The following is an 18,808-nucleotide window of genomic DNA, read 5'->3' on the forward strand; positions in this document are numbered from 1 at the left end:
CCCGTGCGCCGAGGTCATGCCCAGATCATTGACCGGGCAGGCCGGGAGCATTTCCATCCGCGGCGTGGGATCTTCCTCCTCGCGCGGGATCGGCCTCACTTCGTTCAGTCCAAGGTTATCTCCATGCCTCATTTCCCCCCGCCCGGCGACAAGGCCGCTCTTGAGGAAGGTCTGGTCTTCACGCCGAAATTCGACCGGGACGGCCTCGTCACCGTCGTCGCCGTTGGAGCAGAGAAGGGCGAGGTGCTCATGGTGGCGCATATGAACGAGGAGTCGCTGTCTCGCACGTTGGAGACCGGCGAGGCCTGGTACTGGTCTCGTTCGCGCCGGAGCCTGTGGCGCAAGGGCGAGACCTCGGGGCAGATCCAGCGCGTGGTGGAAATGCTCACGGACTGCGACCAGGATGCCCTTGTCATCCGCGTGGAGGTGGGCGGCGATGGCGGCTGCTGCCATACCGGGCGCCATTCATGCTTCTACCGAGTGGTGAAGGGCGATCACGACGCGCCGGCGCGTCTCGTGCTGGCGCAGTGAGGCTCGACCTCGGGAAGCGATGGGGAGTTAGTCATGCAGGTCGGATTTGCCGGGCTCGGGAATATGGGCTTCGCCATGGCGGCGAACCTTGTCAGGGCCGGCCACGCCGTGAAGGCCTGGAACCGCTCGAAGGAGCCGGTCGCTCGACTGGTTGCCCTCGGGGGGCAGGCAGCTTCGAGCCCGGCTGAGACGGCGCAGGCTGAAGTGCTGGTCACCATGCTGGCGGACGATGCTTCGACCCGTTCCATCCTCGATGAAGGGGGAGCGCTCGCGCAATTAAAACCGGGCGCCATCCATGTCTGCATGGCGACGGTCTCGGTGGCCTTCGCAAAAGAGATGACCGCGCGGCATGCCGAGAAGGGTGTCGGCTATATCGCGGCTCCGGTGCTGGGCCGCGTGAATGTCGCGGAGGCAGGGCAACTCAATATCCTTGCAGCCGGCGATTCCGGCTTGATCGACCGCGTGCAACCCCTTTTCGACGCCATGGGCCAGAAGACCTGGCGTTTCGGCTCCCAGCCGGAGCGTGCGAATGCGGTCAAGCTCGCCGCCAATTTCATGCTCGTCAGCGCCATAGAGTCCATGGCCGAGGCCTCGGCCATGGTGGCGGGGCATGGTGTCGCCCCCGCCGACTTCCTGGCGATGGCGACGTCCACGGCTTTTGCCGCTCCGGTCTACAAGATCTACGGCGAGGCCATGGTGCAGGAGCGCTTCGAGCCGGCCGGCTTCAAGCTCGCACTGGGCTTGAAGGATATCCGCCTTGCCCTGGAGGCCGCCGAGGCGGCTCGCGCGCCGATGCCCTTCGCGAGCACGCTGAAGGACAACTTGCTGAATGGTGTCGCCCATGGCGAGGGCGACCTCGATCTCGCCGCGCTGTCGCGGGTTGCAGCCCGGCGGGCGGGGAAGGGCTGAGCGCGCCGGTTCCGGCAACGCCCTCGACCCTATGCCCGCATCGCCTCGATGACGGCTCGCAGGCCTGCCGACATATTCCGTCGGCTTGGATAATAGAGGTGGAACCAGTCCTCCGGCGGGCACCATTCGTCGAGGCAGCGGATGAGGCGCCCTTCGCGGATCTCGCTTTCGGCCTGGTTTTCCCAGACATACGCCAGCGCCACGCCGGAGAGCGCTGCATTCACCATCAATTCATGGTTGTCCAGGGATAGCGGTCCTGACGGTTGGTAGGACACCGTCTCCTCGCCGCGCTGGAACTCCCAGGCGTAGCGCTGGCCACTCGGATACATGTTCTGGATGCCGACATGCTCGGCAAGGTCGTGCGGCGTCGTGGGGATGGCATGCTTGCTGAAGTAGGACGGCGAGCCGACGACGGCAAAGCGCAGGCGCGGCTTGATCCTGACCGCCACCATGCCTTCGCGCAGACTTTCACCAAGGCGAATACCGGCGTCGAAACCTTCCTCGACGATGTCGACGAGTTGATCGGTGGCTACGATTTCGAGTTCGAGGTTCGGGTTCGCCTTGAGCAGGGGTCCCAGCACCGTGCCGACGAGGAAGGGGCCGACCGAGTTCGGCAGGTTGAGCCGCACTTTGCCGAACGGCGTCTGCCGGAACTGGTTGAGGGCATCGAGCGCCGTCCCGATGTCGCCGAACGCGGGAGAAAGCTGCTTGTGCAGCATGGTGCCTGCATCGGTGAGCGAGACGCTTCGCGTGGTGCGGTTGAGCAGCCTGATGCCCACTCGCGCTTCGAGATTGCTCACCGCGTGGCTGACTGCCGAAGCAGTGACGCCGCGCTCCTCGGCGGCGCGGCGGAAACTGCGATGGCGGGCAACCGCGTCGAAGGCGGCAAGCTCGGATAGGTCGGTGGCGCGCATCGATGAGGCCGGTTCAACAATATTGCTGTCCGAGCCACCCTAGCGCGCGAGGTCCCGAGGCGCTACCGCCTACGCCTGGCTGCGGTCATGCACCCTCTGTCCGCCGGATGCTCAGCACCGCGAGGAAGCTGATCACGGCCGCCGCGGTGATGTAGTAGCCGACATAGGGCAGGCCGCCGAATTCCTGCAGGCGCTTGGCCAGATAGGGCGCGAGAGAGGCTCCGAGGATGCCACCGAGATTGTAGGCACTGGACGCGCCGGTATAGCGAACCCGCGTTGGAAACAAGGCAGGCAGCAGCGCACCGAGCGGGGCGAAGGTGAGGCCCATCAGTCCCAGCGAGATGGAGAGGTAGATGAGGATATCGACCGTATTGCCGCTGCCGAGCAGGAGAGGCAGGGCAAAACCTGAAAGAGCGGCCATGGCAGTGGAGACCAACAGCACGGGGCGGGCGCCGAAACTGTCTGAGAGGGCAGCGGAGATCGGCGTCGCGATCGCCATGAACACCACTGCGATGCACAGCAGGCCTAGGAAGTCGATGCTTGGGATGTGCAGTGTCGCCACGCCGTAGCCGAGGGCGAAAACGGTAGAGATATAGAACAGCGCGTAGCATACGACGATGGTAAGCGACCCCTGTATCAGGGCGCCCCAGTGGTCGCGCAGGACATCCAGCAGCGGTACTTCCACACGCTCGTTGCGGGCCATTGCGGCCTTGAACTCCGGCGTCTCGCTGATCGAGACGCGCAGATACAGCCCGATTGCCACCAGGAGTGTGCTGAGCAGGAAGGGAATGCGCCAACCCCAGGCCTTGAAGCTGTCTTCGCTGAGGAGGAGCAGCAGGAGCAGGAACAGGCCATTCGCGAGGAAGAAGCCGATCGGTGGTCCCAATTGCGGGAACATGCCGAACCAGGAACGCTTGCCCTTCGGGGCATTTTCGGTCGCGAGCAATGCCGCGCCGCCCCATTCCCCCCCAAGTCCGATACCCTGGCCGAAGCGCAGAAGGCAAAGCAGGACCGGAGCCAGTACGCCCGCCGAGGCGTAGGTGGGCAGGGCACCGATCAGCGTGGTGGAGAGGCCCATGACGAGCATGGAGGCCACGAGGGTGGACTTTCGGCCGATCCTGTCGCCGAAATGTCCGAACAGTATCGAGCCGATGGGGCGGGCGATGAAGGCGATGCCGAAGGTCAGGAAGGCGTTGAGCGTCTGCACGCCCGGATCCGAGGCGGGAAAGAAGGTCTGCCCGATCACGAGGGCAGCGGCCGTGCCATAGATGTAGAAGTCATAGAATTCGATGGTGGTGCCCACCAGGCTCGCCAGGACGATGCGGCCGAGACCGCCCTGCGTCTGAGGTATTCCGCCCGTCGAGGCGGGACTGGCTCCAGCGTTTCCTGCCATTTTGCTTTTCCGTTTATGCTTTGTGAAATGTTCTCGCAGTTCTTGATTCGGCTGCGATTTCGCGAAACTAGCGTTACTGCTTTCGGACGGAAAATGTGAAACGGGAATTCATCATGATCCATGACATGCCGGCCTGCTCCTCGCGGCGGCTCCGTGGGTGGGTGTGAAGGGATGGCCGGCTGGCGTCCCCCCGAGACGGTGTGCGTGAAGGTCATCGGCCTCGCCTGGCGAAGGGAGAGCCTGCTGGCGGTGGAGATCGACACCGATGCAGGAACGTTGAAAGGCGTGCGCCCGCCGGGAGGTTCGGTCCAGTTCGGCGAGAGCCGCGAGGAGGCGCTCCGGCGTGAGTTCCTGGAGGAACTGGTGAGCCCGGTGGTCATCGTGGGCGGCTGGCATGTTTTCGAGAATATTTATCGCCATGAAGGCGCGCCAGGGCATGAGATCATCTTCGCCGTCGACGTCGATCTGATACGTCGGGAACTCTACGATCAGGAGGAGATCCTGTTCGCGGAGGACGACGGCACCCGGTGTCGCGCGCGCTGGTTCGAGCCGTCAAGCCTGCGCCGCTCGCGGCTCGAACTCTATCCGACCGGTCTGGCAGAGTATCTCGACGGGCAACGTTGCGGCATGGCCGGGCAGGGTGGAACGGCGAGGCACAAGTAATCCCCAGATTGAAAACGGATTTGCGCCTGCTGTCGGAATGCGGCGGAAATTGCCGCTCCGGCATGAAATTTACGGTATTGCGGGCGTCGCCATGCACCAAAAGGCGGTGCCTGCCTGCCTTACGATAGCTCGAGCTATACTACTTGCTCTGGCCTTAGGACGAGGGCAGGGAGTAGGGAGCAGCGCATGGCGCGCATCGGCGTAGGGATGCCGCTCTTATTCAGGAATCAGCATGGATCGCGCCCAGAAAGCCGCTCTAGGGAGTGCCGGCATCGGTATCGTCGTCCTCGCGCTCAAGCTCGGCGCGTGGTGGCTGACGGGCTCGCTCGCACTTTATTCCGACGCGCTCGAGAGCATCATCAACGTCGTGGCCGCGGGGGCCGCCTTTCTTGCCCTGCGCGTTGCCTCCCGGCCGGCCGACGGCGGGCATCCATATGGCCATCACAAGGCAGAGTATTTCTCAGCCGTGCTGGAAGGCGTGCTGATCGTCGGCGCAGCGGTCATGATCCTGAAGGAAGCCTATGCCGGATTTCTGGCGCCTAAACCTCTAGAAACGCCGGCTCTTGGTCTCGCCGTCAATGCCGTCGCCGGCGTCATCAACGGCGTCTGGGCCTGGCTGCTGCTCAAGCGTGGGCGTGAATGGCGCTCGCCGGCCCTGATCGCTGACGGCAACCATGTCATGGCGGACGTCTGGACCTCCGTCGGCATCCTGGTGGGCGTGAGCCTGGTGGCGATTACCGGCTGGCTGGTCCTCGATCCGCTCCTCGCGGCGGTGGTGGCGCTCAACATTCTCTGGTCGGGCTGGGTGATGATCCGAGATTCCGTTTCCAGCCTGATGGACGCTTCGGCACCTCCCGACGTGCTCGACAGGATCGCGAGGACGATCGCCGGCCACAGCGAGGGTGCACAGGAGGCTCACGACGTGCGCACGCGGCAGGTCGGCAGCGTCACCTTCATCGATTTCCATCTCGTGGTGGCGGGCACGATGTCGGTATCGGAGTCCCACGCGATCTGCGACAGGCTCGAGGCAGCCCTGCGCAAGGAGATCGAAGGCGCCCGCGTGACCATCCATGTCGAGCCGGAGGAAAAGGCCAAGCACAAGGGCGTTCCCGTGCTCCTGGCTTCGTAGCGCACAGGGAAGCGGAACTCGCTCCTGCCTCAGCGTGCCACGACTTCGACGTCACCATCCTGGCCAGCCTTCACGTCGAATTCCCGAGTGTAGACCCGGCCTTCGTGGCGAGCGACGACGGTGTAGTTGCCCTCGGCCAGGATCAGCGACGGAAAGGCGCCGATGGATTCCCGGATGACGTCGCCGCCCGGCGTGAGAACGGACCAGGCGGTATTCGCGATGGCCTCGCCGCCTGGCTGGCTTACCAGCTTGAGCGTGAGGCTGGCCGCCATCTGGTGGAAAGTCGCTTCCGTCAGCTTGCCGGCCGTAACGGAGATTTCCGCCGAAACGGCGGCATTGGAATCGCCATAGGTGCATTCGACGTAGTAGCGGCCCTCGGGCAGCCTTATGATGTCGGTGGCCGATACGCCTTCGGCGATTAGACGGCGTTCGCCCGTCGGCTGGATCAGCATGATGCGGGCCGTCAGCTGCGTGGGCGAAATCGGTTTGTCGAGCACCGAGGCTTCAACCTGCAGACCGCCGGCCTTGAGCATCAGCGTGTCCTGCACGGCGTCCCGGCCGACGGTGATGTCCTTGGTGACGGCGGCGAGGCCATAGGCGGCATGCACGATGTAGTGGCCGGGTGCCAGGGTGAATTTCGGGCTGGGATCGTCGGACTCCGTCACTTTCACCGCGTCTGATCGGGCCGACTCGACACGGAACACACGCCACTTCATGCCGGAGACGATTTGCGGTCCTTTCTCTGTAAAGACCGCGGACAGGCTCACGCTGCGAAGCAACGCCGGATCGGCTGCCGGTCCCGCCTGGGACGGAGCCGCCGGTAACGTCGGGGCCGGATTCGCCGCCGGCGGGGCAGGCGGCTTGCCGGCGTCGGGAGTCGCTTGCTGCGCCGCGAGCGGCGTGGAGACGGCCAGTAGGACAGCACTCGCCACAAGGAGGCAGGAGGAACGATTGAAACTCATGCCGCCACGATTCACGGAAAGCCGGCAATTTCAAGCCCGATCTTGGCCTGCAACCCCTTCCTCCCCGATGAAGCGGGGCTCGAAGACCGTGGGCGGGACATTGTGAGGTCTGTTCAAAGCCCATCCTACCGCTTATGTCATCGCGCGTTGCTCGATGCATACGCATAGGGATTTTCGGCAAAAGGATTTCGCGATGGATGCCGTCACGCTTTTGAAGACCCGCCGCTCGGTGCCGCCTGCCTTTCTGGTGGAACCTGGACCCAATGTGCAGCAACTCGAGACGATCCTGGGCATCGCCAGCCGGGTGCCGGACCATGGCAAGCTCGCGCCCTGGCGCTTCGTGATCTATCAGGGCGCGGCCCGGGACAAGGCCAGCCAGATCGTCTACGACACCTTCATGGCCGCCTGTCCCGATGCCGACGAGCCCGCGCGGAAGAAGGAATCGAATCGTTTCTCCATGGCGCCGCTCGTGGTCGGCGTGGTCTCCACGGCGGCCAATCACGTGAAGATTCCGCTCTGGGAGCAGGAACTCTCCGCCGGGGCCGTGTGCGAGAATCTCGTCATCGCCGCCCATGCGCTCGGGTTCGCCGCGAGCTGGCTGACCGGCTGGATGGCCTATGACGAGCGCGTGCTCCTTCGCCTCGGTATTGCTTCCCACGAGAAGGTTGCCGGCTTCGTTCATATCGGAACGGCAAAGGAAGCCATGCCCGACCGACCCCGTCCCAATCTTGCCGATGTCGTCACATACTACGCTCAAAACTAAGGTATTTTAATACCATTATCGTAAGCAATTGTTTTTTAAAGACTATTTTTGATGTTTCGCTAAAGACGTGCGTTGACGTCCGCCGAGGGCTCGTGTAGAAGCACGCCAACTCGGCGGCCGTAGGTCGCCTTGTCCGTTTTAACCGTCGATCGACAGCGAAACTCAGGCGAGACCATGTCCTCCTTTACGCTCAAGACCGCCGATATCGAGAAGAAGTGGGTCATCATCGACGCCAAGGGCCTGGTTGTGGGCCGCCTTGCCTCGGTGATCGCCATGCGTCTACGCGGCAAGCACAAGCCGACCTATACGCCCCATCTCGACTGCGGCGACAACGTGATTGTCATCAATGCGGAGCAGGTGGTGCTCACCGGCCGCAAGCGCAATCAGAAGGTCTACTACCACCACACAGGCCATCCCGGTGGCATCAAGGAACGCACCGCCAAGTTCATCTTGGAAGGTAAGTTCCCCGAGCGCGTGGTCGAGAAAGCCGTGGAACGCATGATTCCGCGTGGCCCCCTCGGTCGCAAGCAGATGCTCAACCTGCGCGTCTACAAGGGTATCGAGCATCCGCACGAGGCTCAGCAGCCGGAAGTGCTCGATGTCGGCGCCATGAACGCCAAGAATGTGAAGGGCTGATCCGATGGCCGATACGCTCAATTCGCTTCAGTCGCTGGGTGATGTGGCGGCAGCCGCCGAGGCGCCCAAGCATGTCCAGAAGCTCGACGCCCATGGCCGCGCCTATGCCACCGGCAAGCGCAAGGACGCCATTGCCCGCGTGTGGATCAAGCCCGGTCCGGGCAAGATCACGGTCAACGACCGCGAGCTGGATGTCTACTTCGCCCGCCCCGTTCTGCGCATGCTGATCCAGCAGCCGCTGACCGTTGCCAACCGCGCCGGCCAGTATGACATCAACATCACCGTCGCCGGTGGTGGTCTGTCCGGCCAGGCCGGCGCCGTGCGCCATGGCCTTTCCAAGGCCCTCACCTACTTCGAGCCGGAACTTCGTTCGGCCCTGAAGAAGGAAGGCTTCCTCACCCGCGACAGCCGTGTGGTCGAGCGCAAGAAGTACGGTCGCGCCAAGGCCCGCCGCTCCTTCCAGTTCTCGAAGCGCTAAGCTTTCTGGACTTCGGTTTTTCGAAAAACCCCGCTCCGGCGGGGTTTTTTATTGCCGTCGCGGTTGCGGAACGCAGCGGCCCCTTGCGGCCTCAATGCTTTGCGGGCGCCGTCGACGCTCGCGTGACCAGCTTGGTCTCGAATTCCCGGCGCTCGATGCCGCCTGCATCGTCCAGGATCATCTCGACGGCGAGCCGGCCCATGGCATGGATCGGCTGGGCAATGGTCGTAAGGGGGGGGTGGAACTGGGCGCCTTCCGCAATGCCGTCGAAGCCGATGACGGACACCTCGCCGGGCACTGAAAGGCCGCGTTCGCCGAGCCAGCCGATGGCGAGGAAGGCGATTCGGTCGGACATGCACAGCAAGGCCGTGGGTGGCTCCGCGGCGGCGAAGATCTGCTCCAGGCCCTGACGAACGGCCTCTTCGTGCTCGCTTTGGGTCTCGAGAATAGGGACGTTGCGGGTCTCGATTCCGAACTCGCGGAGGACGTCGAAATACCCGGCGACCCGGTCGCGTGACGTCGAGTAGATACCCGCTTGCACGTCCACCAGCGTCACGAAGCCGTAATGCTCATCCGTGAGCGGCGTCGCGAGGATCGCAAATCTGCGGTGCCCGAGATCCGCCAGATGTCGCGCCGCAAGGCGGGCGCCAGCGAAATTGTCGACGCCGATAGCCGAGATCGTTTCGTCCTTCGTGCCCAGGTGAAGGGCAACGAACGGAAGCTGGCGCTCTCGCGTGAGTTCGACCAGCCGCGGCCCTTCGTCGATGCAGAAGAGAATGAAGCCGTCCACCAGGGCGCTGTGGACGTTCCATGCGAGCTTCTGCTCGTTCATGGCCGAGACCAGGGCGATCCCCGCGCCACGCGCGTCGCAGGCCTGCGAGATCGCCGTCATCATGGCACGCGCGTAGGGATCCTCGAAGAAGTAGGATAGGGGCTCGGCCGTCACCAGTCCGATGGCGTTGACCTTGCCGGCGCGCAACAGCCGGCCCTTGGGATCAGGGCCGTGATAGCCGAGTGAGCGCGCTATACCCTCTACGCGTTCACGAACCTCCATGCGCACGAGATGCGGGCGGTTGAAGACGTTCGAGGCGGTGCCTTGCGACACTCCGGCCGCCTTGGCGATGTCGGCGAGACGTACGACCTTCTCCAAGAATGCTGCTCCCTGCCACTGGCCGACACGACGATAATAGGAGCGTTGGATCGATTCAAACATCTTGACTTTCGAGAGTCCTCCGGATTATTTTGAATCGATTCAATAAGCCACGATCCGTCAGATTTGTCTTTTGGCGGATTTGCATGGCGTATTTTTTGAATCGATTCAATAACTTGAACAGGAAACCTGCGTCATGATTCCTGCGAGCTACTTCTTCAAGGCTGCCAATTGCCGTGAATGGGAGCGACCCGAACTGCCGGAAGGGGTGCCGGAAGTGGAGGTGGAAGAGGGGCGACGTTGGCTGGACCGTCTCCTGGCGCTTTTCCTCGCTCCGAGGGGAGAGGAGAAGGGGATCGAGAGGCAATGCTCTCCCGGAAGATATTCCTCCCAGCGCGGTTGAGCGCTGGATCGCGTTCTGTTCGATCCAGCGCCTTCGTCAGGCCGAGCATCGTCCGAAGATCTGGGGGCTGAGGCCTTCCGGCTGGATGACCAGGATGTCAGGAGATGGCCGAAAGATCGTCACCGGAACATTCAGGCTGCGCAGATAGTTCGTCACCGTGGTTCGGCTCGCCTCGTCGGTCTTTGATGCGTCGATGCCGAGAAAGCGAAACAGTTGGGTCTCTTCGGCAAAGACCGAGAACCTGTTGCCGCCCATGGAACTGTAGATCACGTCAAGTTCGTGATCCGTGCCGGCGCTGCGCGTACCCGTGAAGGCATAGCGGCTCTTTTGCCGGATCCGCATGCCAAGCTTCGTGCAGGCAGTGGCGATGGCACCATCCGAAGCCTGCGCTTCATCGAACAATACGGTGAGAGACAGCCATAGGCCGTCGATGTCGGCCAAGACCACCTGCGGATAGTCGCGCAGGAAGCTGCCCGAATTACCGGCAGTGCCAAGGAACGCCTGTCTCGCCGCGCCATATTGGCCGAGCAGGCTGGATTCCCCATGGACACCGCCGGCGGTGGACAGAGCGGTGGCCAGAACCAGGAATAAGCGTCTCACCCCATCCCCCCAAGGCTGAAGATTCCGCAGGATGGTGGAAGTTGGCCCTGGCGACAACCACTCGGATTCGCCGGAGTTCTAGGCCTGGCAGAGGCGGGATTGCGCGAGGCCCGGCCGGCTGCGACTATCCCCCGGAGAATCGGCCCAGCGGCAACGCGGTTCGCGGGCGTCAGGGCAGGTCGCATGGCGAGCCATGTCCCACCGCGATGGAAGGGGCAGCGCTGGCCAGGCCCGGATCGGAAGGCACATGTCCTTTTCCGTCAGAGATATCTGGTTCAAGGGATATCGCTCCCTGCGCTCCATTCATTTCGAGATGGGCGAACTGACCGTCTTCGTCGGCGCCAACGGCACGGGCAAGACCAATCTATATCGCGGCCTGCAACTGATCCAGGCAGCGGCGCGAGGCAGCTTCGCGCACGAACTGGCTCGTGAAGGAGGCTTGGCCGCAGCACTCTGGGCCGGAACACGTCCGAAGAACGAGCCGGCGCGCATTCACCTCGATGTCGGCCTGGTCGGGGAGGCTGCAGCCTATCGCTATCGCATCGAGGCGGGATTGGTGCAGCAGGCGGGCGGCGCGATTTTCGGGAATGGTTTCCTCGGCGAGCCGCAGGTCAAGCTTGAGACACTCAAATTCAGCCATCGCGGGCGGGAGCAAACCGTGCTGGAACGCAAGGGGCCGTCGCTCACCATCCTTGGACAAGATGGAAAAAGGCGTTCCTTCGGTGTTCCCCTGCTTGCGTCCGAGACCGCGCTCGCCACGTTGCATGACGCCGATCGCCTGGCCGACATAGCGGCTGTCCGGCGCGCCCTCATTGAATGGCGTTTTTATCATGGCCTGCGCACCGATCGGGATTCACCCCTGCGCCAGCCTTGTCACGCGGTAGCAACCCCCACGCTGGCATCGGACGGCCACGACCTCGCCGCCGTCTTTGCCACGCTGGTGCATATCCGGACCGACACCGCTGCCTTGGAGGAGAGCATCGAGGAAGCCTTTCCAGGGGCCCGGCTGGTCGTGCCAATGCCGGATCGTACGGCGTCCTTCGGCATGGTCTTCCCTGACAATGCCAGGCGCATCTACGAGGCGGGCGAACTCTCGGATGGCACCTTGCGCTATCTTGCCATGGCGGGCGCTCTCCTGTCGGCCCGGCTTCCGCCGTTCATTGCGCTCAACGAGCCCGAGGCAAGCCTGCATCCCGACCTGCTTGTGCCGCTTGCCGGCATGATCGTCCGTGCTTCCCAGCGCACGCAGATCTGGCTGGTCACGCATTCGCAGACCTTGGCGGATGCCATTCGGGATCTCTCCGGCGTTGGCCCTCACAGGGTGGTCAAGCGCGACGGCGAGACCTGGCTCGAAGGTCTCCGCCTGTCCGGCGACTTCGCAGCCGAGGACTGAGGACAAATTACGCGGGAGAAGGCCGGTCATCGCTGACGGAGAACTTCATTCCAGCGGCCGAGCTGCATGTTGCACCAGTCTCGATATGAGCGCAGGCCGGAATCTCGGGGAGACTCCGGCCTGTTCCATATCCTGTTGGGTTGGTTCGTCGTGGCACTTATTATGGACTGATCAGTCCTTATTGGGTGGAGGTCTCCGAGGCGAATTTGAAGTCGGGTGCGCCCTGGAGTTGTTCCTTGGTCATCGCCAGTGTGCCCCGATAGGGGTAATCCTGCACGGTGTTTCGGGGCGCTGCAGCCGGAGCGGGCGTCGGGGTGGTCGGCCCAGCCCCGCCCGCGGGTGGTGCGGCCGTCGTATCAGGCGCCGGCGGTGGCATGTCCACCCAGGAGATGACGGAGTAGGGGAGGGCGACGTTCTTTTCGCCTATCCCCAGGAAGCCGCCCACGCCGATCACCACTCCGACGATCGAACCCTTCTTGTCGACGATCAATTCGTTGACGTTACCGATATTCTCGTCCTGCGGATTGTAGATCTTGACGCCGACGAGTTGGCTTGCCCGATACTGTCCGGGGTCTGCCTTGGTGATGAAGGTGACGGCACCGGCGGGTGACGTCGAGTTTGCCTGCGGTTGCGTTGTCTGCGGCTGCTGTGATGCCTGCTGAGCTTGTGCCATGACCGGCGTCGCCAGCATTGCGGCAAGAGCAAACGCGTAGGGTGCTGTCTTACGGATCATGAAAACCTCCTCTCATGAGCCCGTCCCGCTTTGAAAACGTGTGGACGTCCTTGATGTTCCTTATCTTCTCTTCGCGAGTGGGCCGTTCGACGCGCCACGGCCGGTGCCCCGGGGTGGAGCAGAGGTGGCGCAAAGCGCTACTTTCGCTTATAGGCGCAGGCCGGATCATAGGAGAAACAGCGTGTCCCGCACTTGGCTCGACGGCGCCATTTCCAGGATCGAGGCGGACTTCGCCCGTTCTGCCGATACGCATCTCGTCAGCGTGCCGATCGGCGGCGATATCGATCTCTTCTTCAAGGACGAGACCACGCATCCCAGCGGAAGCCTCAAGCACCGGCTGGCTCGTTCGCTCTTCCTCTATGCCCTGTGCAACGGCTGGGTGCACGAGGGCACCACCATCATCGAGGCCTCCTCGGGTTCGACGGCGATCAGCGAGGCCTATTTCGCGCGGCTGCTGGGATTGCCCTTCATCGCCGTGGTGCCGCGCGCCACCTCGGCCGAGAAGCGCGCGCAGATCGAGTTCTATGGAGGCAGGCTGCACCTGGTCGACAGCGCCGACGCCGTCTATGAGGCCTCGCACCGGCTCGCCCGGGACACCAATGGTCATTTCATGGACCAGTTCACCTTCGCGGAGCGGGCGACCGACTGGAGGGGCAACAACAACATCGCCGAATCCGTCTTCAACCAGATGGCTCGCGAGACACACAAGATTCCGGCGTGGATCGTGGTCGGCGCAGGCACGGGCGGCACCTCCGCGACGTTCGGGCGCTACGTCCGCTATCGCCGGCACGCCACCAAGGTCGCCGTGGCAGATCCCGAGAATTCGGTATTCACGCCCTACCACGCAACGGGTGACCGCAGCCTGGTCTCCGCCCTGGGCAGCCGCATCGAGGGCATAGGGCGCCCGCGCGTCGAGCCTTCCTTCATCCGCGATGTCGTAGACGAGATGATCCCCGTGGCAGACCTCGATTCCATCGCCGCCATGCGCGTGCTCTCGCAGATCCTGGGCCGGCGGGTCGGCCCGTCCACAGGCACGAACTTCATGGGTGTGCTGCGTCTGCGGCGGCGCGTGATCGAGGCAGGGCAGGCTGGCTCGATCGTGTCGCTGATCTGCGATTCCGGCGAACGCTATGCCGACCTCTTCGATGACGCCTTGGTCGCGAGCCGCTTCGGAGAGGGGTTGGCCGGGCGGATCGACGCCGTCCGCGCCCTGATCTAGCGGGCGCCGCACACTTCTGCCGTCTTGAAATGCTTCCTTGTCTGTCAGGGTCGAAAAATGTATGTTTCCTCTGGACTAAACGTTTAGCTAAACGGCTAGTTTCCACATGGCCATGCTGAAGAGTGATTGAATCACCGCAGATCGGAGGAAGGGAATGTATACCAAGCAGGCGTTGCGCGAACTCGGCGTTACCGGAGCGGAGTTTACCGAGGACCAGAGGCGATCCCTCGACGAGAACGGCTATTTCGTCATCACCGGCGTGTTCTCGCCGGAGGAATGCCGCGAGATGGCCGCCGAATTCGACAATCTTCATCGCAAGGAGGGCGAGCAGGGTGGGCACGAGGTGCATGTCGAGCCGGGCGCTCCCCGCGTATCCAACCTCTTCAACAAGACGGCGGCCTATGATCGCTGCCTGGAGATCAAGCCGCTCCTGGCTGCCTCGCACTACCTGCTCGGCGAGTTCAAGCTGCACGGCGCCAATCTGCGCGACCCACTGCCGGGCAAGGGACATCAGGATCTTCACGTCGACGTGCCGAAATATTTCCCGGACGATTGGTGGGTGCTTAACGCCATCGTCACCTTCGACGACATGACGGCGGAAAACGGGCCTACCCGCATCGTGCCCGGCTCCCACCGGTGGCATCCCATCAACGTACCCCATGTCAACCAGGGAGACTGGGAACCGTCCCCTCTCACGCCCGAGGAGGAGGAGCGTACGCCCGCTGATCTCGCTGCGCCCTATCCGGGCGAGATGCATGTGAAGGCCCCGAAGGGCTCGGTGATCATCGTCAATTCCTCGATGTGGCATGGGGGCACGGTCAACCGCAGCGGTGAGCGGCGGCGCGTTCTCCATCTCACCTACACGCGCCGCGATCTGCCGCAGCAATTGGTCCAGCGTGAATATCTGACGCAGGACCTCTATGAACGCATGAGCGCGGCCCAGCGCTTCCTGATGGATATCGAGCCTTTGCCCGACAATGCCATTGCCCAGCGCTCGGCCCGCAAGGCCGGCACGGATGCGGATGGCCATTGGTGGCGCTAGCGCTTCGCGCCGCGGTCCCGACGTTTGTCGGGGTCGCGATTAGCAGTAACAATCGGCCAGGTTGATTCCTTCCTGGCCGGCAGGCTTGCGCCCGCCCACCTTACCACTCGAGCGTTCATGCCGACCATCCGCGACGTTGCCCGTCTCGCCGGCGTCTCTACTGCCACTGTTTCCGCTACGCTCAGCGGCGCAGCCTTCGTCAGCGACGCGCTGCAGGCACGAGTGCGGGAGGCAGTCGCCCAACTGGGCTATTCGCCTCACGGCATCGCCCGCAGCCTGAAGAGCGGATCCTCCCGCCTCATAGGCCTGGTGATCCCCGACATCACCAATCCCTTCTTCACCAGGCTGGTCCATTACGTCGAGCAGATCACGCGCCGGGACGGCTACTCGATGGTGTTGTGCAATACCGCCTTCGACGTTACGCGTGAGCGCGAGGCCCTTGCCCTGATGCGTACCCAGCGGGTGGACGGCATCGTCCTGTGCCCCGCCGGCGACATTCCGGATTACGGGGACGCCTTCGCAATCGGCCGCGGACCGCCGATCGTGCTTGTCGACAGCGCGCCGCCGGGAGCGGGAGCCGACTCTGTGGTGATCGACAATTTCGCGGCGGCTTTCGTGGCAACCTCGCACCTCATGGAACTCGGGCACCGGCATATCGCCGCTGTCGCAGGTCCCCAGCAGGGCCTTTCCAGTGTCGAACGCACGCGCGGCTTCCTCGCCGCCCTGGAGGCACGCGGGTTGACCTTCGGGGCGGAGGACATCGTCCATGCCGACTTTCGGGAGGAAGGCGCCTATGAAGCAGTCGGCGCCCTGATCGGAGCCGAACGACGCGCTACCGCGCTGTTCGTCTCCAACAACCAGATGCTGGTCGGCGTCATGCGGCGCCTCCACGATGCCGGCCTTCGGGTGCCGGGAGACATATCGGTCGTCGCGATCGACGATTTTCCCTGGGCCAGTGCCTTCCGCCCCGCGTTGACGACCATGCGCCAGCCCGTCGAGGAACTGGCGATCCAGGCCGTCGAGCGCCTGCGCGCCCGCATGGCTGGCGACATATCCGAGCCTCGGCGCATCGAACTTGCCGCCAGGCTGATAGTGCGGGATTCCGTCGCCGGGCCCGTCACCCGCTGAGCTGGTATTTCCTTTGTCACGCGTTCGCCGTAAATCCTCTGGCATCATCTTCCGGAGTTCACCATGGCTGGCCCCACTGCCGATCCGCTGCGTCCTCGCCCGACCGACAACGCCGTCTTCCGCAAGGAGATCCTGGGCGGCGCCACCGAGCCGACCTACGGCGGCGTGCTGTCCTTCATGCGGCGGCGTTTCCAGAGGGACCTGACAGGCATCGACGTTGCCGTGTGGGGCATTCCCTTCGATGCGGCGGTGTCCAACCGGCCCGGGGCGCGCTTTGGACCGCAGGGCGTGCGGCGTGCTTCGGCCATCTTCGACGGCGATCCGCAATATCCCTTCCACGCCGATCCGTTCGAGCATCTCGCGGTGGTGGACTATGGCGACTGCTCCTTCGATTATGCGCGCCACGGCGAAATCCCCGCCTGCATCGAGGCGCAGGCGCGCGACATCATCGATACCGGCACCATGCTGTGCTCCATCGGTGGCGACCACTTTGTCACCTGGCCGCTCCTGAAGGCCCATGCTGCGAAACACGGTCCGATGGCGCTGGTGCATTTCGATGCCCACCAGGACACCTGGTATGACGACGAGGGCCGCATCGATCATGGCTCCTTCGTCGGGCGCGCCGTCCGGGATGGCGTCATACTGCCGGAGCGTTCGATCCAGATCGGTATCCGCACCCATGCTCCCGATGATTTCGGCATCAGGATTCTCTACGGTGAGGATCTCGAGACCCTGACGGTCAACGAGGTGGTCGAGCAGGTCCGCCAGCGCGTGGGCGATGCGAAGACATACATCACCTTCGACATCGACTGCCTCGATCCGGCCTATGCGCCAGGCACGGGTACTCCCGTGTCGGGAGGCCCGTCTTCCCGCCAGGCGCTGATGATCCTGCGCCGCCTCGGCTTCCTCGACATCGTCGGCTGCGATCTCGTCGAAGTGGCACCCGCCTATGATCATGCGGACATCACCTCGATCGCGGGGGCAACTGTGGTTCAGCACTATCTGGGCTTGATTGCAGAGCGGAAGCAGGGCAAAGCCGGGATATGAGCAAGATACACAAGAATTCCCTGACTTATGCCGATGCCGGCGTCGACATCGATGCCGGCAACGCCATGGTCGATGCCATCAAGCCACTGGTGCGCGCGACCCGTCGTGTCGGTGCGGATGCCGAGATCGGCGGTTTCGGAGGCCTGTTCGACCTCAAGGCCTGCGGTTTCAAGGATCCGGTGCTGGTTGCCGCCAATGACGGCGTTGGCACCAAGCTGAAGGTGGCGATCGAAACCGGTATTCACGACACGGTCGGCATCGATCTCGTGGCGATGTCGGTGAACGACCTCGTCGTGCAGGGCGCGGAGCCGCTCTTCTTCCTTGACTATTTCGCCACCGGCAAGCTCGCGCCGGGGCAGGGCGTCGCTATCGTCAAGGGAATTGCCGAGGGCTGCACGGACGCCGGCTGTGCGTTGATCGGGGGCGAGACAGCCGAGATGCCGGGCATGTATGCGGATGGCGACTACGATCTCGCCGGCTTTGCCGTCGGCGCCGTCGAGCGGGATGCCATCCTGCCGCGGGGCGGCGTGGCGGAGGGGGACGTCATCCTCGGCCTTGCGTCCTCCGGCGTGCATTCCAACGGCTATTCGCTCGTGCGCAAGATTGTCTCCCTGTCGGGTCTCGCCTGGGATGCTCCCGCTCCCTTCGGCGAAGGCGGTACCCTTGGCCAGGCGCTGCTCACGCCGACGAGGATCTATGTGAAGCCGCTGCTCGCCGCCCTCAAGGCCACGGGCACCGCAATCAAGGCGCTCGCCCACATCACGGGCGGCGGCTTTCCCGACAACATCCCGCGCGTGCTGCCCGACGGCATCGGGGCATCGATCGATCTGGCCGCTATCAAGCCCCCGCCGGTGTTCGGCTGGCTGTCGCGGACCGGAGGGGTGGAGGAGCGCGAGATGCTTCGCACGTTCAATTGCGGCGTGGGCATGATCGTCGTCACGGCTGCAGGCGATGCCGAGGCGGTGGAGAAGGCTCTCGCGGAGGCGGGCCTGCCGCCGATGCGCCTCGGCACGGTGGTGCGGCAGGAGAGCGCCGAGCGCGTCACCTATCGCGGCACGCTCGCACTATGAAGGGCCGCAAACGGGTCGCCATCCTGATTTCCGGCCGCGGCTCCAACATGGCCGCTCTGATCGAGGCCGCGAAAGACCCGTCCTATCCGGCGGAAATCGTCGCGGTCATTTCCAATCGCCCCGACGCACCGGGCCTTGCGCGGGCCCGCGAGGCCGGCCTGGTCGCCGAAGCGATCGATCACAAGGCTTTCGCCAGCCGTTCGGATTTCGAGGCGGCGCTGGAAGCCCGCCTCGAAGCCCATGTCGTGGATATCGTCGCACTCGCGGGATTCATGCGCCTGATGACGGCGGCCTTCGTCGAAAGCTGGGCGGGGCGCATGATCAACATCCACCCGGCCCTGCTGCCCTCCTTCCCGGGGCTGGCCACGCATGAGCGCGCGCTCGAAGCGGGTGTCCGGCTGCATGGTTGCACGGTACACTATGTTACCCCGGGAATGGACGAGGGACCGATCATCGCCCAGGCTGCCGTCCCGGTGCTGCCCGGCGATACGGCTGCCGAACTGGCGGCCCGCGTGCTGCGAGCCGAGCACAGGCTCTATCCGGCGGCTCTCGCCCGGGTGGTACGCGGGGAAGCACCCGTGATGGGTGAACGCGTCGAGATTGCACCGGGCGATCTGGTGTTCATCGACGACGCATAGAGTTGGG

21 protein-coding genes are annotated in these 18,808 nt (G+C 63.9%); 15 read left to right on the forward strand and 6 right to left on the reverse strand.

What is annotated here, in order from left to right; all coding sequences use genetic code 11:
• Nucleotides 1-123: 123 nt before the first annotated feature.
• Entirely contained in the window at nt 124-531 is a 408-nt protein-coding gene (hisI, locus tag AC6H34_RS21545; RefSeq protein ID WP_448147004.1) for a phosphoribosyl-AMP cyclohydrolase, read from the forward strand.
• 33 nt (nt 532-564) lie between these two features.
• The gene (locus tag AC6H34_RS21550; protein WP_497540158.1) at nt 565-1,440 is read left to right on the forward strand and encodes an NAD(P)-dependent oxidoreductase; all 876 of its coding nucleotides are present in this window, start codon (nt 565-567) and stop codon (nt 1,438-1,440) included.
• A 29-nt stretch (nt 1,441-1,469) separates the two neighbouring features.
• Here AC6H34_RS21550 and AC6H34_RS21555 read toward each other — a convergent pair whose 3' ends face one another.
• Together AC6H34_RS21555 and AC6H34_RS21560 are read right to left on the reverse strand one after the other, a co-directional pair.
• Complete coding sequence (locus AC6H34_RS21555; protein ID WP_448147006.1) at nt 1,470-2,354, reverse strand: LysR family transcriptional regulator; 885 nt, start codon at nt 2,352-2,354, stop codon at nt 1,470-1,472.
• Nucleotides 2,355-2,439: 85 nt separating this feature from the next.
• Nucleotides 2,440-3,747: an MFS transporter gene (locus tag AC6H34_RS21560; RefSeq protein WP_497540159.1), complete on the reverse strand. Its 1,308-nt coding sequence runs from the start codon at nt 3,745-3,747 to the stop codon at nt 2,440-2,442.
• 171 nt (nt 3,748-3,918) lie between these two features.
• On the opposite strand from AC6H34_RS21560, the gene AC6H34_RS21565 reads away from it, so the two are divergent.
• Both AC6H34_RS21565 and AC6H34_RS21570 read left to right on the forward strand, forming a co-directional pair.
• Nucleotides 3,919-4,410: an NUDIX hydrolase gene (locus AC6H34_RS21565; RefSeq protein ID WP_497540160.1), complete on the forward strand. Its 492-nt coding sequence runs from the start codon at nt 3,919-3,921 to the stop codon at nt 4,408-4,410.
• A 232-nt stretch (nt 4,411-4,642) separates the two neighbouring features.
• The gene (locus AC6H34_RS21570) at nt 4,643-5,539 is read left to right on the forward strand and encodes a cation diffusion facilitator family transporter (protein WP_448147009.1); all 897 of its coding nucleotides are present in this window, start codon (nt 4,643-4,645) and stop codon (nt 5,537-5,539) included.
• Between the two features lie 29 nt (nt 5,540-5,568).
• On the opposite strand, the gene AC6H34_RS21575 is transcribed toward AC6H34_RS21570, so the two are convergent.
• Nucleotides 5,569-6,501 (reverse strand): RgsD C-terminal domain-containing protein, encoded by a 933-nt coding sequence (locus AC6H34_RS21575; RefSeq protein WP_497540161.1) that lies wholly within the window; start codon nt 6,499-6,501, stop codon nt 5,569-5,571.
• Between the two features lie 193 nt (nt 6,502-6,694).
• On the opposite strand from AC6H34_RS21575, the gene AC6H34_RS21580 reads away from it, so the two are divergent.
• From AC6H34_RS21580 to rpsI, 3 genes are all read left to right on the forward strand, one after another.
• The gene (locus AC6H34_RS21580) at nt 6,695-7,264 is read left to right on the forward strand and encodes a nitroreductase family protein (RefSeq protein WP_448147011.1); all 570 of its coding nucleotides are present in this window, start codon (nt 6,695-6,697) and stop codon (nt 7,262-7,264) included.
• Nucleotides 7,265-7,438: 174 nt separating this feature from the next.
• Complete coding sequence (gene rplM / locus AC6H34_RS21585) at nt 7,439-7,900, forward strand: 50S ribosomal protein L13 (RefSeq protein ID WP_448147012.1); 462 nt, start codon at nt 7,439-7,441, stop codon at nt 7,898-7,900.
• A 4-nt stretch (nt 7,901-7,904) separates the two neighbouring features.
• The gene (gene rpsI, locus AC6H34_RS21590; protein ID WP_448147013.1) at nt 7,905-8,378 is read left to right on the forward strand and encodes a 30S ribosomal protein S9; all 474 of its coding nucleotides are present in this window, start codon (nt 7,905-7,907) and stop codon (nt 8,376-8,378) included.
• Between the two features lie 91 nt (nt 8,379-8,469).
• Here the strand turns inward: rpsI and AC6H34_RS21595 are convergent, their stop codons facing one another.
• Nucleotides 8,470-9,591: a LacI family DNA-binding transcriptional regulator gene (locus AC6H34_RS21595; RefSeq protein ID WP_497540162.1), complete on the reverse strand. Its 1,122-nt coding sequence runs from the start codon at nt 9,589-9,591 to the stop codon at nt 8,470-8,472.
• Nucleotides 9,592-9,724: 133 nt separating this feature from the next.
• On the opposite strand from AC6H34_RS21595, the gene AC6H34_RS21600 reads away from it, so the two are divergent.
• A complete protein-coding gene (locus tag AC6H34_RS21600; RefSeq protein WP_497540163.1) occupies nt 9,725-9,931 on the forward strand; it encodes a hypothetical protein in 207 nt (68 codons plus the stop codon).
• A 36-nt stretch (nt 9,932-9,967) separates the two neighbouring features.
• On the opposite strand, the gene AC6H34_RS21605 is transcribed toward AC6H34_RS21600, so the two are convergent.
• On the reverse strand, nt 9,968-10,531 hold the full coding sequence (locus AC6H34_RS21605) for a hypothetical protein (protein WP_448147016.1): 564 nt from the start codon (nt 10,529-10,531) through the stop codon (nt 9,968-9,970).
• A 247-nt stretch (nt 10,532-10,778) separates the two neighbouring features.
• Here AC6H34_RS21605 and AC6H34_RS21610 point away from each other — a divergent pair, with 247 nt between their 5' ends.
• Nucleotides 10,779-11,924, forward strand: a complete 1,146-nt coding sequence (locus tag AC6H34_RS21610) for an AAA family ATPase (RefSeq protein ID WP_497540164.1) — start codon at nt 10,779-10,781, stop codon at nt 11,922-11,924.
• Between the two features lie 178 nt (nt 11,925-12,102).
• Here AC6H34_RS21610 and AC6H34_RS21615 read toward each other — a convergent pair whose 3' ends face one another.
• Entirely contained in the window at nt 12,103-12,657 is a 555-nt protein-coding gene (locus AC6H34_RS21615) for a PRC-barrel domain-containing protein (RefSeq protein WP_497540165.1), read from the reverse strand.
• A 181-nt stretch (nt 12,658-12,838) separates the two neighbouring features.
• On the opposite strand from AC6H34_RS21615, the gene AC6H34_RS21620 reads away from it, so the two are divergent.
• The 6 genes from AC6H34_RS21620 to purN all read left to right on the forward strand — a co-directional run bounded on the left by AC6H34_RS21620 (nt 12,839) and on the right by purN (nt 18,801).
• Nucleotides 12,839-13,876, forward strand: coding sequence for a PLP-dependent cysteine synthase family protein (locus tag AC6H34_RS21620; RefSeq protein WP_497540166.1), 1,038 nt, complete (start codon nt 12,839-12,841; stop codon nt 13,874-13,876).
• Nucleotides 13,877-14,030: 154 nt separating this feature from the next.
• Nucleotides 14,031-14,918, forward strand: a complete 888-nt coding sequence (locus tag AC6H34_RS21625; RefSeq protein ID WP_448147020.1) for a phytanoyl-CoA dioxygenase family protein — start codon at nt 14,031-14,033, stop codon at nt 14,916-14,918.
• A 117-nt stretch (nt 14,919-15,035) separates the two neighbouring features.
• Nucleotides 15,036-16,046, forward strand: a complete 1,011-nt coding sequence (locus AC6H34_RS21630) for a LacI family DNA-binding transcriptional regulator (RefSeq protein WP_497540167.1) — start codon at nt 15,036-15,038, stop codon at nt 16,044-16,046.
• A 63-nt stretch (nt 16,047-16,109) separates the two neighbouring features.
• On the forward strand, nt 16,110-17,093 hold the full coding sequence (speB, locus tag AC6H34_RS21635) for an agmatinase (RefSeq protein ID WP_448147022.1): 984 nt from the start codon (nt 16,110-16,112) through the stop codon (nt 17,091-17,093).
• Nucleotides 17,090-18,163, forward strand: coding sequence for a phosphoribosylformylglycinamidine cyclo-ligase (gene purM / locus AC6H34_RS21640; RefSeq protein ID WP_448147023.1), 1,074 nt, complete (start codon nt 17,090-17,092; stop codon nt 18,161-18,163). The genes speB and purM overlap by 4 nt, the downstream gene beginning before the upstream one ends.
• The gene (gene purN / locus AC6H34_RS21645; RefSeq protein WP_448147024.1) at nt 18,160-18,801 is read left to right on the forward strand and encodes a phosphoribosylglycinamide formyltransferase; all 642 of its coding nucleotides are present in this window, start codon (nt 18,160-18,162) and stop codon (nt 18,799-18,801) included. The genes purM and purN overlap by 4 nt, the downstream gene beginning before the upstream one ends.
• The last annotated feature ends 7 nt before the right edge of the window (nt 18,802-18,808 follow it).

The organism is Labrys sp. ALF-8 (assembly GCF_059699065.1).